Here is a 15978-nt window from a genome sequence, read left to right on the forward strand (position 1 = left end):
TAGAAGGTTATGCCAGAAACTTTTAAATGGGGTTAATATGAGATTAAAAAAGAGTCTTTGGATAGCATTTATTTCAAGTCAAGTTTGGTAAAATTCTTATTTGCCTAAAAAAAATAATACATTTCATTTGTTTCATGGGGTATTGGATGTTAAAAATGAAGGACGTTTTTGCTGAATGGTGAATTATCCTTGTAACTATAATTGGCAGATGATAAAATGATATAAAAATGGCATACAAAAGCTTAAGGAGGCAAAACATGAAGCTTCATTTTACGGAAGAACAAAAAGAACAAGAACTTAACAAACTCTATTTAGAAGAGGATGATCTTCTCTTGGAAGCCGAATTTGTGGAAGGGGAAGACAGAAAATTTTTAATTTCCGGTGTGGCTACCATTGAAGGGGAAAGATACCACGAGTTTGAAATTATATGTGAGTTAGCAGAGGATGCTTCTGAAGACCCGGTTTCTGTTATAAATGCGGATTGGGTTTGGTATGATTTTAATTTCTAAAATAAAAAGGAGGAAAAAATATGGATCAATTTAAATTTTTTATGCCGGCAGAAACCTTTTATGGCCGTGGTTGTGTCCTTCAAAATAAAGGGGCATTTTTGACACTGGGCAGTAAAGCAATGTTGATTACAGGGCGTAGTTCTGCCAAGAAAAACGGTGCACAGCAGGATGTTACGGATGCGTTGGATGCATGCAACATTCCTTGGGTTTTATTTGATGAAATCGGAGAAAATCCCGATGTGGAAACTGTGGTAAAAGCGGCAAAAATGGCTCATCAAGAGAAGGTTGATTTTCTCATTGGCATTGGTGGTGGTTCTCCTATGGATGCGGCAAAGGCGATTGCCGTTTTAGCTGCAAATCCTGAAGCTGACAGCGAAATTTTATTCGCTCAGCCTGACGCAAAGGCTTTAAATGTGGCTGAAATTCCCACAACAGCAGGCACAGGTTCAGAGGTAACCCAGTATTCCATAATGACCCTCCATGAAAAACGTACAAAGAGAGCAATCGTGCAAAAAGTCTTTGCTAAGGCATCTTTTTTAGATCCCCAATATATGGATAGCCTTTCAGCAGAAATTACTAATAATACTGCTGTGGATGCATTAACCCATCTGATTGAAAGCTACTTATCTGTAAATGCAAATTTCTTTAGCGAAAAAATTGTGGAACTGGGACTGTCTCTATTTAAAGATTGCATTCCTGCTCTGAAGGAAAGGGTATATTCTCCGCAAGTGAGAGACAAGCTCATGCTGGCATCCGCTTTGGCTGGGGTTGCCATCGCCCAAACCAGTACTTCTATCCCTCATTGTCTTGGCTACTGTTTGACTTATGAAAAAGGTATTCCCCACGGAAGGGCAAACGGTATAGTAACCCAGGCTTATTTAGAAATGTTCCCTGAGGACGATAAAAAGGTGGGGCAGCTTCTACAATGTTTGGATATGAGAAGTATTGAAGATATGGGTGCATTCTTAAAGGATGTGTTGCATACTTCTGAGACATTTACTGTTGAAGAAGTGGCTTACTACACAGAGCGGGCTATGGAGAGTCCTGGTAAAATTGCAACTTTCCCTTACCCTGCTGTAAAAGAAGATATTTTCAAGGTGTATGAAAAGAGTCTCCTTTCCTAAGAAAAAGGACAATTTTCAAAATTCCCCTTTTTTCATAAGCTAATAGAAAACAGTGGGGGGAGATTTTATGCCGAGAGTATATCTTAGCCCATCCTTGCAAAACTATAATCTTTTTATAAATGGCGGTAGTGAGGAGGAATATGTAAACCTAATTGCGGATGCCATGGAGCCATATCTGTTTGCTTCAGGAATAGAATTTACAAGAAACGAACCTGAGATGCCCTTATCTCAAGTGATTGCAGATGTAAATACAGGTGATTATGATGTGTTTTTTTCCATCCATACAGCAACGGCACCTCCCTTCCTAGCAGGAAAATTGCAAGGGGCAGAGGTACTCTACTATTCCAAAAATCCTTATGGAAATGAGCTGGCTCAGGCTATTGTGAAAAATATAAAAAACCTTTATCCTGTTTCAAAGAAGGTGAAAGCCACACCCTCTGCCACGCAAAAAGAGTTAATGCAGACAACACCGCCGGCAGTGGTGGTGGCATTGGGTTATAATGATAACATTGGAGATGCACAGTGGATTCAAGATAACGTCCGCTATCTTGGAAGGGAGCTTGCCCGCTCCTTGACAGATTATTTTGGGATTTCTTTTGTAGAACCTGAAGAGGATTAATGTTCTTTTTCATACATGGAAATCGATGAGAGTTTGTTGGGTATACCTTTGAAGCAACTGTAAAATAAAGAAATGCCCTTTTGCAAATATTTTAGAAAGAGGGCATTTTTGTATCTAAGCTCCGAAAAAAACCTCGCTTTGACAGCGAGGTAAAATAATCCTTATGAAAAGTTATTTATAATTGCAAGAACAAAGATTATAATTTTTATTTATAATAATTTGCAATCACATCACGAATCATGGGATAAAGTAAGGCGTATCCTGCATTGCTCAAATGAATTCCATCAAATTGGAAGAAGTCGTCAAAGGCTTCTTCTTTTTTTGACCAAAGCTCAGAAAAGAAATCAATTACAGGACAGTTATATTCGTTGGCAATTTTTTGAACAGACTCTGCATAAAGCTTAACACGGTCTGTGGTAGTGAAAGGGAAAAAATCCGTATCAACCACAGGGGGTGGTGTAATGAAAATAGGCAAAGGTGTTCCATTGTTAAATTCTTTTCCATGCTGCAAAGAAAGTACAAGTTCAGTAATGGAACGCATATTTTTTTCATACTCTATTAAAGGGCGGTAGTAATCTTCTAACATAGCGGAGTCATTTGAACCAAAAAAAATGAGTACAATTTGGGGATGAAATAATAACACATCCCTATGAATGCGCTCTAAGGCTTCTCTGGTGGTGTTTCCGTTAATGCCCTTATTAATGATACGCCACTTGGGAAAATCTTTCTTAAGGCAGGCAGGGAAAGCAATATGGTCTAAAACGCCGTATCCATAAGTAAGGCTGTCACCAAAAGCGACGATGGTAAAAGGATCCATTTCCTTCACTCCGTTTCAATCAAAATTGTTTGAGGTCGCCTCATCATCCATACTAGGGAAAAATGGTAGTATGGTTTTCTTATGACTTCGGCTGACAAAGGCTTCTTTGTCTGAATTAAAAAAGAATATCCCCCAAGGTTCCTTTGATTTATCAACATAGGAAATATTCTCTAGGTTAACAATAAATGAACGATGCGTCTGCACAAAATTTTTGTCAGAAAGAGTTCGTTGAATTTGATAAAGGGGACATGGTACATGAATTGCATCATTCTTTAGATGAATGATTGATTTTTTCATGGTGCTTTCGATATATAGAATTTCACTGTAAGGGAGATTATAAAGTCCCTTCGGGGTATTAATCTGACAAAACTTGCGTTCAACAGAGTGAATTTTTTTGTACATGCCCACATAGTATTGTAACAAACTGATTAACGCTTCTTTCTTTTTCGTGTCCAAGGGAAGCAAAAAACATTCACATGACCGCCAATGGACAAAAGCAGTTACAAGATATTCGATTTTGCTTGAGAAAAGCAGAATCGGTGTGTGTTGATGTTGCTCATGGTTTCTTAATGAGAAGATGACACTGCGCACAGGCATGATATCTTCTTCAAAACTGAAAAAGAAACAATTATATTCATGTTGTTCAAAAAGAGCGAACCATTCTTCTTTTGTACTAGCACAAGAAACTTCGATGTGACCGCATTTTCCACAGAAATCCACTAAATAATCTTGGGTGGGTGCGTCAAAAAAGCCTAGCAAAATCGAAAACATTTTGGCACCTCTCTAAAAAAATTTTATAAATAGTATATCACAAAGCATGAATGAAAAAAAGATATTTTGTTAAAAAAATGAAATATTTGCATGGAAAGTAGGTGATTTATTGCAAAAGCTTGAAGAAATTTATAAATTACTGCCAACCGATGTAGAAAAAAGACTGAAAACAGAGACAGCATTTGAAAATGAACAGATACAAGAAATACGCCTACGTGCTTTAAGACCACTTTTTGTGAAAACTAATAAGAAAAAATATTTCTTATCTGATGAAAATGGGGATTGGATCATCACCAGTAGGCATATTAAGGAAGCAGTAGAAAAATTAGGGGGTTACTCTTTATATGCTTTTGAAGAGGAACTGAAGCAGGGATATTTAACAGTTTTAGGTGGACACCGTGTAGGGTTTTGCGGTAGGGCCGTTCTGGAAGACGGAAAAGTAAAGACCCTGCGTCAAGTCAGCAGTTTAAATATACGAATTGCTGGAGAGGTGAAAGGGTGTGCAGAGGAATGGATTCCTTATTTATTTGAAAATAACAAACTGTGTCATACGTTCATCGTGTCACCTCCCGGATGCGGAAAAACAACTCTTTTGCGGGATATGATACGCTGTCTCAGCTATGGAATAGGCTGTAAAGAAGGATATAACGTGGGCGTTGTTGATGAGCGAGGAGAACTTGCTGCCATGAAGGATGGTGTTCCTCAAATGGATATTGGCCCTTGTACGGATGTGCAGGAAAATTGTCCGAAGGGAGAGGGTATGCTTTTCTTACTAAGGAGTATGACACCTGATGTGATTGCAGTGGATGAACTTGGGAAGGAGGCGGATTTTATCGGAGTTGAGGCATTGCTTCATGCCGGTGTCACTTTAATTTCTACGGTACATGGAAGTGATATGAATGGCATGTTGAAGAATAAAAAAATAAAACAGATGCTGGAGGAGATGGAAAATGGAAGAATCCTGTTTCTTAGTAATAGATGGGGGATAGGTACTGTGCAGGAAATATGGGACAACTTAGGACAAAAACGTTACGAAAGAAGGGTGGAATCATGCTCATTCAAGGAATAGGCGCAATTTTGATTTTGGCGGCAACAACCCTTTGTGGTTTTGCCTTTGCAGCCAAAGAAAAATACAGATTGAAAGATCTTGAGGAGATTGAACGGGGAATCTTACTGATGAAAAATCAAATATCCTATTTGGGCACGCCGCTGACGGAACTCCTTGAGCAAATCAGTTGGAAAACAGAGGGAATTACCGGTCAGGCTTTTCAAGAGATTTCCAGACAGATGGATGAACGGCGAGGTAATTCAGCAGAGGAAATTTGGGAAGGCATATGGCTTTCTTTAGGAAAAAAATCTTATTTGACTGCTGTGGATTTGGAAGAGCTTGTTTCTTTTGGACGAACCCTTGGTTTTATAGAAAAGGAACAGCGTGAAGGCAGCATGGATATGCTTTTGCACTATTTGCGGGAAAAGCAAGAAGGAATCAAAAAGCGTTTGGAAAAAAATGGACGACTTTATTACAGCATGGGTGTGCTCAGTGGTTTATTATTGGTTATCACATTGCTGTAAGCATATGGGGGAGGAATAGGTATGGAAATCAATATTGTATTTCGTATTGCCGCAGTGGGTATTCTGGTGGCTGTTTTGAATCAGGTTTTGATTCGTGCCGGCAGGGAAGAACAGGCCATGATGACTACTTTGGCAGGGCTTGTAGTGGTTTTGTTTTGGGTAATTCAGTATATCAGCACTCTTTTTGAAACGGTACAGACGCTGTTTCAGCTTTAGGGGGGTCAAGCCATGGAGATGGGGCGAATAATCGCGCTGGGACTGGTGGGGGTTATTTTTGCGGTGATGCTGAAAAAAGAAAATCCGCAAATCAGCCTTATGGTTTCAGTCGTTACAGGGATTTTGATTTTTTTTATGATATGTACACCGTTAAGCGGGTTAATTGGGCTTTTAAGAGATGCCGCAGAAAAAGCAGGCGTCAGCAGTGGTTATTTCGGAATTGTACTTAAGGTAATTGGAATTGCTTATTTGGCTCAATTTGGTGCACAGCTTTGCGCTGATGCAGGTGAAGGAGCTGTGGCCGCTAAGGTGGAGTTGGCTGGAAAAATATTAATTATGGCGGCTTCTGCGCCAGTATTAACGGCATTATTAGAGTTAGTAATGAATTTGGTTTAAAGGGGGAGGAACATGAAAAGAATTTGTATCGTTTTTTTACTATTCCTTGCATTGTTACCTTCGCCTGTTTATGCAGAGGATCTTTTGGAAAATCAATTGGACTCTTTGGGTCTTGAGAATGTGGATGCCCGATTAGATGACGGGACAAGCTTCGCCTCCCTTGTGCGGGATATTATCTCAGGTGATTACTCTTTCTCTTTTGAGGATTTGCCACGAACCATTATGAATTTGGCATTTGGAGAATTTAAAACCCAGGGTCGCTTGCTCACCCAATTGCTATTGGTTGTCATATTGAGTGCGGTTTTAAAGCAAGTCAGTGGCTCTTTTCACGGCAAGTCGGTGGGAGAAATGGGGTTCTACATATGTTATATGGTTTTGATTGTAGTAATTATTACCTCGTTTTACAGCATTTCTGCATCGGTTGTGGATCGAGTTGACAGTACCTGCAAGGTATTTTTAGGGATGCTTCCAATTTTTCTGGTACTTTCTGTTTCCGGGGGGAATTTTACCCAGACAGCTTTGATGGGTCCCACCATTATGGGTGGTTCCACAGCTTTATCTTTCGGAATAAGAGATTTTATTGTTCCGGCAATTCTTTTGGCAGTGGCCTTAGAAATGGCAGACCATATCTCTGAAAAACCAATACTATCCCGTTTTGCACAGTTGCTCCGTCAAGGGATAACGTGGACGCTAAAGGGTGCGGCAGTCCTTTTTATGCTTTTGCTTTCTTTGCAAAAGGTAGGTGGCGGTGCGCTAAACGGCCTTGCGGCAAAAACTGCAAAAATTGCTGTGGGCTCTGTGCCTGTTGTTGGTGATGTTATGGGTGGAGCAATTGAAACAGCGGCTGCAGTGGCGAAGACTTTAAAGAGCGGGACATTGGTGGGAGCGGCAATATTTTTGTTACTGCTATGCATTCCTTTGTTGGTCAAGCTTGCTGTCATTCTATTGGTGTTTAAAGTGACGGCGGCGGCATCAGAATTTATTTGTGAAGAACGGTTGGTGGATTGCATTAATGCGGCGGGGGACTACACAGCCTTATTACTGGGGGTGGTTTTTCTTACGGAAGGAATGTTTCTTTTTTCCGCCTTATTACTTTTAGGCGGGTTATAGGGGGAGGAATTGGAATGATGGAGGCCTTAGGCGCATATATAAAAACTATAACGGCTTTGACCATTTTCTCTGCGCTGGCTTGTATGCTGATGCCGGATGGCTCCTTCCGCAAGTATGTGGAACTGGTTCTTGGTGTATTGGTATTAACCGCTGTCATCAGCCCTTTCTTACGGATTTTTGGTACGGATCAAGGGCATATGGAGCTTGGTTTGCTTCAAAATCAGGCACGTCTGGAAAAGAATTTCTTGTCAAGCAAGGAATATGAGACGGTAGAGCAACAGCGGATTTCATCGGCGTATGGTCAAGTGCTGGAGGATAGAGTCAAAGAGGATCTGACAAAAAAATATAAGGATATAGATTGGGTAAATGTTACCTTTTGTCAGGATTTCAAGGATGAAAACTATGGCACCATAGAAAGCATTACCATCGGCTGTGTGGAGGGGAATGCAGAAAAAATACAAACCTACGCCGCAAATAGATATGGACTGGCAGATGAAGCGGTAACGGTGGAAAAACAATGAAAGAAGGGTGACATAAGATGCAAAAAGACTTTTGGCGGGATTTATTCCGGCCGGAAAATAAAAAGACAGGCAATAATATCATTTTGGCATTATTGATTGGTGTGCTTTTGATTATTTTAGGGAAAACGTTTTTTCCCACGGAAGAACCCACGGCGGAGGTTAAACCGGATAAGCAAGCGGCACAAATACATAAATCAAATGAACAGGATATGGAAGCTCGTATGGCAGAAATTCTTTCGAAAATTCAGGGAGCGGGACAGGTTGATGTCATGTTGACTTTTCGAGTAAGCACTGAAAGCATTGTAGCTCATGAAGAAAAAACGGAAGAATCTCGTTCTCAGGAAAACGGAAAAACCAGTGAAAATTTAAGTAAAGAAACCACTGTGGTTATGACTGAGGATGGAAAGGGAAATACATCACCTTTGGTGCTGACGGAGAACTCTCCTAAAGTAGAAGGGGTGGTGATTGTGGCTCAGGGCGGCGATAATGCGGTGGTTTGCAAAGCGTTAAGCAGTGCGGCTCAGGCATTATTGGATGTACCGGCTCATAAAATTGCTATATTAAAAATGAAATAAGGGGGAAAAAAGATGTTTGTCATTAAAAGAAATCAGGTAGTGGTTACAGCACTGGCAGTTATGATTGCAGCAGCAGGTTATTTGAATTTTCAGGATAGTAAGGCTTCCCAGCAAACGAAAACTGCATTACAGCTCACGGAGGAAGGGGATGCTTCGGCGGCAATTCAAGATTATGAAACCCTTCCAGATGATATTTCCGCCAACGAAATTGGTTTAGACCCCATCACCGCAGAGGCTTCCAATACCACTGGTGATGGAGCTGCAGTGTTTGTAAGTGCAGATGCAACCTTGGCGGGCTCTCAATTTTTTGCGGAAGCAAAACTGGATCGGGAGCAGGCAAGAGGAAAGCAAAAAGATATTTTGACAGAAATGATGAATAACGAAAATGTTAGCCAAAGCCAAAAAGATAAGTGCGGCGACAGCATGCTGCAATTGCAGGAAAGAATCGAAAAGGAAACTGCCGCTGAGGCAATGATTGAAGCAAAAGGCTTTACTGAGGCTTATGTGCGTATTGATGACCAAACTGTTGATGTTGTTGTAGATAAGGCAACATTGTCAGATTCTGAGGTTGCACAGATTGAAGATATTGTAAAGCGCAAAACTGGGTTTAAAGCTGACCAAATCAGAATTAATCCTTTGAAAAAGTAAAATAAACTGAAACATAAAATTAATATATTCTGTACATCATATTTGCCATTTTGGGGCATTACTAGTTTATAAAAGGATAATGCCAACATAGAAACTAATAATTATTTTTCGTTATGTGTTATTTGTAACAAAATAAATGAGACGTTAAGCGGCTAAAACAAAAACATTAATATACCAAAAAACGGTTCCGCAACTGCAAAGAATTGCAGGTATTCCATTAGATTTTTTCTGTGGGGACTTGACAAGTAGCGGCTGCAAAACTGCTGTTGGGCATTTATGTTTCGGGTTGAGGCCGCTTAATTTTATTTATTTAAGTATGATTAAAGGATGTATATTTCATTGCATTCCAAACCCTTTTCTGATATAATGAAACCCGATAATGCTTATTTTGTATGAATTTTCTAGGAATGCATAGAATCATGTATAAAGAAGACAGGAGGTATTTAAAATGTCTGAAAATAAAGTGATGAGCGGTCAAATAGAAATTGCCGATGAAGTCATTGGCGTTATTGCGGTTACTGCTGCCCTTGAAGTTGAGGGCGTTTCAGGAAATGCACCGAATAATGCTTTAACAGAGCTTTTTGGTAAAAAAGGCCAAACAAGATGCTTAAAGGTTGCCAAGGATGAAAATGAAGTGGTTCTTGATATGGATATTATTGTAAACTTCGGCACAAAGGTTCAGGTTGTGGCAGAAGAAGTGCAAAAGAAAATTAAAAATGCAGTAGAAACCATGACAGGGCTTAATGTTCCTGTTGTAAATATTAGTGTTTCAGGAATTGTAAAAGAAAAAACTGTCAAGACTGCAGAAGAACTGTAAACAGTGAGTTGTCGGGATACCACTCCAAATTTCGGGGTGGTATTTGTCCTTTTTATTTTTGTGGAGGATTTAAAAATATGAGCCGTAGAAGTGCCAGAAAAAATGCATTTTTCCTTTTGTTCCAGATGGATTTCAATCAGGCGGAGGAATATGAACAGGTAAAAGAGATTTTCTTTGCGGAATCGGAAGAGCCTGTGGAAGAAGAAGATAAAGACTTTATTGTGAGTGAGGTTGAGGGTACTAGAGCCCATATGGAAGAAATTGACCAAATCATTGGAGAATGTGCCAAAGGCTGGAATACAGACAGAATGTCTAAGGTAGACTTAGCAATTCTTCGCTTAGCAGTATATGAGCTTCGTTTTAGCAAGGATACCCCTGTGGGTGTTGCCATTAATGAAGCGGTGGAATTGGCAAAAAAATTCAGTTCTGATGAAGCACCAGGTTTTATCAATGGTATTTTGGGTAAGGTAGTACAATAACAAAAATGCAGGTGTAATGGATTGGCGTTGTATACAAGAAATATGCAAAACATCCAAATATCGATATTTTATTCCATTTTCTTACCGGGAAAACGAGGTTTCTTGTTAGCTTACGTTACCTCTTTTCATCAATAAAAAAGGCTCAGAGATGTTATTGGAGATTTTTGATGAATTTTTTAAAGAAAAAACTATTTGAGAATTAAGATAAATGGAAATAAAGGATAAGAACTTCATAAATCTGTCAATATTAAGGGGAGAGCTTTCAGGCATGAAGGAGCGGGCTTATGATTGAACCAAAGGTTTTTTCTGTGGGACAAATCAATAGATATATCAAGAATCTGATGGAGAATGACTTTATTTTGAGCAGTCTTTTGGTAAAAGGAGAAATCTCAAATTTTAAAGCCCATTCAGGTGGTCACCTCTATTTCAGCCTAAAGGATGCAGTAGGGGCAATTTCTTGCGTTATGTTCCGTCAGGATGCCTTAAGTTTACCCTTTGAACCGGAAAATGGCATGAGCGTCATTTTGTATGGCCATGTTTCACTATATGAAAAAACAGGGCAATATCAACTTTACGCTGAAATGATGGAGCCCATAGGCATTGGTTCTTTGCAAATTGCTTTTGAGCAATTAAAGAGAAAGCTGGAAGAGGAAGGCTTGTTTGATGAAGATTTCAAACGGGAAATTCCTTCCCATGTGGAAACCATTGCTGTTATTACGTCTCCTACGGGGGCGGCAGTGAGAGATATTATACAAATTGCAAAGCGTCGAGATCCTAGAGTGAGGATTGCTGTTTTTCCTGCTTTGGTGCAAGGAGAAAGGGCGGCGGAGGATATTGTTCAGGCATTAAAGCTGGCTAATGAATGGGGAAAGGCCGATGTGATTATTCTTGGTCGTGGCGGCGGTACCATTGAGGATTTATGGGCGTTTAATGAGGAGAAGGTGGCAAGGGCAATTTTTGCATCTGAAATTCCTGTGATTTCTGCTGTAGGTCATGAGACAGATTTTACCATTGCTGACTTTGTTTCTGATTTGAGAGCACCCACACCCTCTGCGGCGGCTGAATTGGCTACTCAGCCTTTGATGCAAAAAATTGAGTTAGTGTTACAGCTTGAAAAGCGTCTGGAAAGAAACTGTATGGCTATGATAGAAGATGCCAAGCGCAGGCTGTTATATATAAAGGAACGCCCTGTATTAAAACGTCCCTTGGAGCGTATTCACAATACACAACTTCTATTAGATAAAATAGAGTTGGCTATGACAAAGGCGACGAGTCTAAAGCTCCTGCGTTATAGTGAAAAGATAGGAATGCTTGACACTAGGTTGCATGCATCTTCTCCCTTTTCAGTGATGAAACGAGGTTATATGATCGGAATGAATCAGCAAAATAAAGTGGTTGTTTCTGTCAAACAGGTTGAGGTTGATGAAGTGATTCGTCTAAGACTTCAAGATGGACATTTAAAAGCAAAGATATTGGAAAAGGCGGTGATGGATCTTGGCGAAGAAAAAGCTGACATTTGAAGATTCCATAGAACGGCTGGAAGAGATCGTGGAGAAGCTGGAGCAAGAAGAGGTTTCTTTAGACGAAGCTGTTGCTTTCTATAAGGAGGGCTTGGCTCTTTCCGGATTTTGCAAGGAGAAATTGGCTGTGGCAGAGGGGGAAATTCTTCTGTTGCGCAAGGAAGCGGGTCTATGGCAAGAGGAACCTTTTCAATCAGAGGAGCAGGAGATATGAAGGATTTAAATAAACAAATGAATCAATGGATTGCATATATTGAAGAAAAGCTGAAAGAATTCATGCCGGAACAAGGGGAATTTCCTCCCGTTATTTTTGAAGCAATGGCATATAGCCTTTTTGCTGGGGGAAAGCGTCTGCGACCCATGATGCTTTTGGCGGCTTGTGAGGCTGTTGGTGGAAATAAGGAAGAAGCGGTACCCTTTGCTTGCGCAATGGAGATGATTCATACCTATTCCCTAATTCATGATGATTTACCTGCTATGGATAACGATGATTATCGTAGAGGCAGATTGACCAACCACAAGGTTTTTGGTGAAGATATGGCAATTCTTGCAGGAGACGGTTTGTTGCATCACGCTATGGAGGTTATGGCGGATGCTTGCTATAACAATCCCTCTAAAAAAACAACGGGAGCCATGCAGGCCATTGCCCATGGAGCAGGCGTTCATGGTATGTTAATTGGTCAAGTGGTAGATGTTTTTTACGAAGGTAAGCCTTTGGAGGCAAATATTCTTGAATTTATTCATATAAATAAAACAGCGGCTATGATACGGGCATCCTTAAAGGCAGGGGCTATTTTAGGCGGTGCTACAGATGCTGTAGCAGAAAGTTTTGCTTTGGCGGGTGAAAAAATCGGTGTCGCTTTTCAAATATTAGATGATATTTTAGATGTAACAAGCACCATGGAGGAATTGGGTAAACCCATTCATAGTGATGAAAGAAATGAAAAAACCACATATGTTACCCTTTATGGCATAGAAAAATCCAGAGAGATTGCTTGTAAACTTTCGGATGAGGCAATTTCTATTTGGAATGAGCTGGGAGAAGGCAGCATATTCTTAAAGGATTTAACCGAATATTTAACAAAAAGAACCTTTTAAATATCTGGGATGACGGAAGAAAGAAGATGGGAGTATGGGATTCGGAGAAATCACATATAACGTGCCGTTATGGGCGGCAATCATATCTTGGGCCATTGCCCAAGGTACAAAAATCATATTAACATTAATTATTGATAAGCGTTTTGACGCTACCCGCATTGTGGGAACAGGTGGTATGCCAAGCTCCCATTCAGCTTTGGTTATGGCTCTTGCTTTTAGTATTGGGAAATACAATGGGTTTGGTACTTCGCTATTTGCTATGGCATTGATATTTTCCTTTGTTGTGATGTATGATGCAGCAGGAATTCGTAGAGCGGCAGGTAAACAGGCCGAAATAATCAACATGCTGTTGATTAAACATGAAGTGCCTGATATGGAGAAATTAAAGGAACTATTGGGACATACGCCGTTGGAGGTTTTTGTCGGAGGACTTCTTGGAATCGCAGTGGGTCTTTGGATATAGAAATGGTAGAGAGCAGGTGAAGCTGTGGGAGGATTATTAGACAGAATCCAAGCCACTGGAGATATTAAACAAATGAAGGAAGCAGAGCTGGAGCCTCTCTGTAAAGAGATGAGGCGCTTTCTGCTGCAAAATGTCTGCAAAACCGGTGGACATTTGGCCTCAAATTTGGGGGTAGTGGAATTAACCGTAGCACTGGAATATATCTTCGACCTTCCTGAGGATAAAATAGTATGGGATGTGGGGCATCAAGCCTATATCCATAAAATATTAACGGGCAGAAAAAAAGATTTTTCTACTCTGCGGCAATTGGATGGACTAAGTGGGTTTCCGAAACCCCAGGAAAGTGATGCGGATGCTTTTGCCGCAGGGCATAGCTCCACTTCTATTTCAGCGGCACTGGGTATTGCCAAGGCAAGAGATTTACTAGGACAGAATCATAATGTGATAGCGGTTATTGGAGATGGCTCTATGACGGGCGGTCTTGCCTATGAAGCGCTGAATAATGCGGGACGGGATAAAACCAATTTCATTGTGATTTTGAATGATAATCAGATGTCCATAGACAATAATGTTGGTGCAATCAGCAAACACTTAAATAGTCTGCGTACCAGCAACCGCTATCGCACCCTGAAAGATAACTTTAAGCAATTTAGAGACCAGGTTCCTGTTCTTGGTAAGGCAACTTATTTGGTTTTGGAAAAAGTTCGAGACAGTGCAAAACTGCTTTTTTTAGAGGGAGCCGTCTTTGAGGAATTTGGTTTGAAATATATTGGCCCGGTAGATGGTCATAACTTGGAAGAAATGCTTGAGATATTTCGCAATGTAAAAGATGCCCAAGAGCCTATCTTGATTCATGTTAAAACAACAAAAGGTAAAGGCTATTTGCCGGCAGAAAATAATCCTGGTCCCTTCCATGGTGTTGGGCCTTTTGATATGAAAACAGGTAATGGTCTGAGCAAGAGTGAACACCCAAGCTGGTCAGGGGTTTTCGGCAAAAAGATAGTGGAGCTGGGAGAAAAAAATCCCAAGGTAGTAGGGATTACAGCGGCAATGTGCAGTGGAACAGGCTTTGAAGCCTTTCAGGCGGCTTTTCCTGAACGTTTTTTTGATGTTGCCATTGCTGAACAGCATGGTACAACATTTGCCGCCGGATTAGCAAGTCAAGGAATTGTACCTATTTTTGCAGTATACTCATCGTTTTTACAAAGAGCATACGACCAAGTCATTCATGATGTTTGCATGGAAAATTTGCATGTAGTATTTGCCATTGACCGCGCTGGGATTGTTGGAGCAGATGGAGAAACCCACCAAGGTGTTTTTGATCTTTCTTATTTGACACATATTCCTAATATGACAGTGTTATCACCCAAAAATGCTTGGGAGCTGGAAGAAATGCTGGAATATGGAGTAAATGTTTGTGAGGGGCCTGTTGCAATACGTTATCCCAGAGGGACAGCAGAAATAGATTTTACGGAACATAAACAACCTATTTGTTATGGGAAGGCAGAGGTTATACAAAAAGGAAAGGGCATTGCCATATTGGCAGAGGGTCATATGCTAAAAGCTGTGAAGCAGGCGGCAGAACGGTTGGTTCAAGATGGACTGGATGCCCCAACCCTAGTAAACATGCGGTTTATCTCACCTTTGGATGAGGAACTGTTGCTTGAAATCACAAAGGATTGCAATGAAATTTTTACGGTGGAGGATAATCTTCGAAAAGGCGGCTTCGGCTCAAAGGTTTTGGAGTTTTATAGTGATGGTGGTTATCGGGTTTCCGTTACCAATTTGGCATTCCCCGATAAATTTATAGAACAAGGTTCCCAAAGCCAATTATTTGCCCGTTACGGCTTGGATGCTGAGGGGATTTACAGGAAAATTAAGGGGAAAATAGGAGAAAGTTATGGCGGATAAGGAAAGACTTGATGTCTTGCTGGTAGAAAAAAGCTTAGCCACCTCAAGGGAGTTGGCAAAGGCATATATTATGGCAGGAAATGTATATGTTGATGGAATGAAAGAGGATAAAGCAGGCACAAAGGTTTCCGTTACTGCGTCCATTGAGGTAAGAGGCCCTCAAATGAAATATGTGAGTCGTGGTGGCTATAAATTGGAAAAGGCCATAGATTCCTTTGGTATTTCATTGGAAGGGAAAATCTGTTTGGACATTGGTGCATCAACGGGAGGCTTTACAGATTGTATGCTGCAAAACGGAGCCACTAAGGTATATGCCATTGATGTGGGCTACGGGCAATTTGCGTGGAAGCTTAGGACAGATGAACGGGTAGTGTGCTTAGAAAAAACCAATGTACGTTACATTACCCAAGAGCAGGTTCCCGATGCGGCGGATTTTGCATCTATTGATGTTTCCTTTATTTCTCTAACCAAGGTGTTGCCGGCGGTGTTGGGAGTTATGAAAGAGGACGGTCAGCTTGTATGTCTGATTAAACCCCAATTTGAAGCTGGCAGAGAAAAGGTTGGCAAAAAAGGTGTAGTAAGGGATATCGCTGTCCATAAAGAAGTCATTGTGGCAATTGCGGATTATGCATTTGAGCAAGGGATTGGCATTTTGGGTCTTAGTTTTTCGCCTATTAAGGGGCCCGAGGGTAATATCGAATATTTAATCTATTTGGATAAAAAACAACAGGGTATGACAAGGGAGGAGGTTTATTTCCTTTTAGAAGATATCGTGGGGAAATCTCATGAGACGCTTCAGTAGGAAATAGAAT

21 protein-coding genes are annotated in these 15978 nt (G+C 40.6%); 19 read left to right on the top strand and 2 right to left on the bottom strand.

The features are described from left to right. Positions 1–257 precede the first annotated feature (257 nt). From NE558_RS05620 to NE558_RS05630, 3 genes are all read left to right on the top strand, one after another. Positions 258–509, top strand: a complete 252-nt coding sequence (locus NE558_RS05620) for a hypothetical protein (protein ID WP_256148944.1) — start codon at positions 258–260, stop codon at positions 507–509. Positions 510–529: 20 nt separating this feature from the next. Next, positions 530–1633, top strand: coding sequence for an iron-containing alcohol dehydrogenase family protein (locus NE558_RS05625; protein ID WP_256148946.1), 1104 nt, complete (start codon positions 530–532; stop codon positions 1631–1633). Between the two features lie 67 nt (positions 1634–1700). Next, positions 1701–2252 carry an N-acetylmuramoyl-L-alanine amidase family protein gene (locus NE558_RS05630; RefSeq protein WP_256148948.1) on the top strand — a complete coding sequence of 184 codons (552 nt, stop codon included), beginning with the start codon at positions 1701–1703 and terminating at the stop codon, positions 2250–2252. A 205-nt stretch (positions 2253–2457) separates the two neighbouring features. On the opposite strand, the gene NE558_RS05635 is transcribed toward NE558_RS05630, so the two are convergent. Both NE558_RS05635 and NE558_RS05640 read right to left on the bottom strand, forming a co-directional pair. Continuing rightward, the gene (locus NE558_RS05635; protein WP_256148950.1) at positions 2458–3069 is read right to left on the bottom strand and encodes an SGNH/GDSL hydrolase family protein; all 612 of its coding nucleotides are present in this window, start codon (positions 3067–3069) and stop codon (positions 2458–2460) included. A 15-nt stretch (positions 3070–3084) separates the two neighbouring features. Then, positions 3085–3840, bottom strand: coding sequence for a LytR/AlgR family response regulator transcription factor (locus NE558_RS05640; protein ID WP_256148952.1), 756 nt, complete (start codon positions 3838–3840; stop codon positions 3085–3087). A gap of 109 nt (positions 3841–3949) precedes the next feature. On the opposite strand from NE558_RS05640, the gene spoIIIAA reads away from it, so the two are divergent. From spoIIIAA to NE558_RS05720, 16 genes are all read left to right on the top strand, one after another. Continuing rightward, a complete protein-coding gene (gene spoIIIAA / locus NE558_RS05645) occupies positions 3950–4909 on the top strand; it encodes a stage III sporulation protein AA (RefSeq protein ID WP_256148954.1) in 960 nt (319 codons plus the stop codon). Then, on the top strand, positions 4891–5412 hold the full coding sequence (locus tag NE558_RS05650; RefSeq protein WP_256148956.1) for a stage III sporulation protein AB: 522 nt from the start codon (positions 4891–4893) through the stop codon (positions 5410–5412). The genes spoIIIAA and NE558_RS05650 overlap by 19 nt, the downstream gene beginning before the upstream one ends. 21 nt (positions 5413–5433) lie before the next feature. Further along, entirely contained in the window at positions 5434–5628 is a 195-nt protein-coding gene (gene spoIIIAC / locus NE558_RS05655) for a stage III sporulation protein AC (protein WP_066051238.1), read from the top strand. A 12-nt stretch (positions 5629–5640) separates the two neighbouring features. Then, a complete protein-coding gene (spoIIIAD, locus tag NE558_RS05660) occupies positions 5641–6024 on the top strand; it encodes a stage III sporulation protein AD (protein WP_066051236.1) in 384 nt (127 codons plus the stop codon). 12 nt (positions 6025–6036) lie between these two features. Continuing rightward, positions 6037–7134: a stage III sporulation protein AE gene (locus NE558_RS05665; RefSeq protein WP_256148959.1), complete on the top strand. Its 1098-nt coding sequence runs from the start codon at positions 6037–6039 to the stop codon at positions 7132–7134. A 14-nt stretch (positions 7135–7148) separates the two neighbouring features. Continuing rightward, entirely contained in the window at positions 7149–7655 is a 507-nt protein-coding gene (locus NE558_RS05670; protein WP_256148961.1) for a stage III sporulation protein AF, read from the top strand. A gap of 17 nt (positions 7656–7672) precedes the next feature. Beyond that, positions 7673–8230 carry a hypothetical protein gene (locus NE558_RS05675; protein WP_256148962.1) on the top strand — a complete coding sequence of 186 codons (558 nt, stop codon included), beginning with the start codon at positions 7673–7675 and terminating at the stop codon, positions 8228–8230. A gap of 12 nt (positions 8231–8242) precedes the next feature. Then, complete coding sequence (locus NE558_RS05680) at positions 8243–8878, top strand: SpoIIIAH-like family protein (protein WP_256148964.1); 636 nt, start codon at positions 8243–8245, stop codon at positions 8876–8878. 448 nt (positions 8879–9326) lie between these two features. Continuing rightward, complete coding sequence (locus NE558_RS05685) at positions 9327–9695, top strand: Asp23/Gls24 family envelope stress response protein (protein ID WP_256148966.1); 369 nt, start codon at positions 9327–9329, stop codon at positions 9693–9695. Between the two features lie 77 nt (positions 9696–9772). Then, positions 9773–10174, top strand: a complete 402-nt coding sequence (nusB, locus tag NE558_RS05690; RefSeq protein WP_256148968.1) for a transcription antitermination factor NusB — start codon at positions 9773–9775, stop codon at positions 10172–10174. 284 nt (positions 10175–10458) lie between these two features. Then, positions 10459–11694, top strand: a complete 1236-nt coding sequence (gene xseA, locus NE558_RS05695; protein WP_256148970.1) for an exodeoxyribonuclease VII large subunit — start codon at positions 10459–10461, stop codon at positions 11692–11694. Further along, a complete protein-coding gene (gene xseB, locus NE558_RS05700) occupies positions 11669–11908 on the top strand; it encodes an exodeoxyribonuclease VII small subunit (RefSeq protein WP_256148972.1) in 240 nt (79 codons plus the stop codon). The genes xseA and xseB overlap by 26 nt, the downstream gene beginning before the upstream one ends. Further along, positions 11866–12792: a polyprenyl synthetase family protein gene (locus NE558_RS05705; protein WP_256148974.1), complete on the top strand. Its 927-nt coding sequence runs from the start codon at positions 11866–11868 to the stop codon at positions 12790–12792. The genes xseB and NE558_RS05705 overlap by 43 nt, the downstream gene beginning before the upstream one ends. Positions 12793–12826: 34 nt before the next feature. Beyond that, on the top strand, positions 12827–13255 hold the full coding sequence (locus tag NE558_RS05710) for a divergent PAP2 family protein (protein ID WP_256148976.1): 429 nt from the start codon (positions 12827–12829) through the stop codon (positions 13253–13255). A gap of 24 nt (positions 13256–13279) precedes the next feature. Beyond that, positions 13280–15166: a 1-deoxy-D-xylulose-5-phosphate synthase gene (dxs, locus tag NE558_RS05715; RefSeq protein WP_256148978.1), complete on the top strand. Its 1887-nt coding sequence runs from the start codon at positions 13280–13282 to the stop codon at positions 15164–15166. Continuing rightward, the gene (locus NE558_RS05720) at positions 15156–15968 is read left to right on the top strand and encodes a TlyA family RNA methyltransferase (protein ID WP_256148980.1); all 813 of its coding nucleotides are present in this window, start codon (positions 15156–15158) and stop codon (positions 15966–15968) included. Before dxs ends, NE558_RS05720 begins: the two co-directional genes overlap by 11 nt. Positions 15969–15978 lie beyond the last annotated feature (10 nt).

Origin of the sequence: Anaerotignum propionicum, from assembly GCF_024461735.1 — a bacterium.
Taxonomy (GTDB): Bacteria; Bacillota; Clostridia; order Lachnospirales; family Anaerotignaceae; genus Chakrabartyella.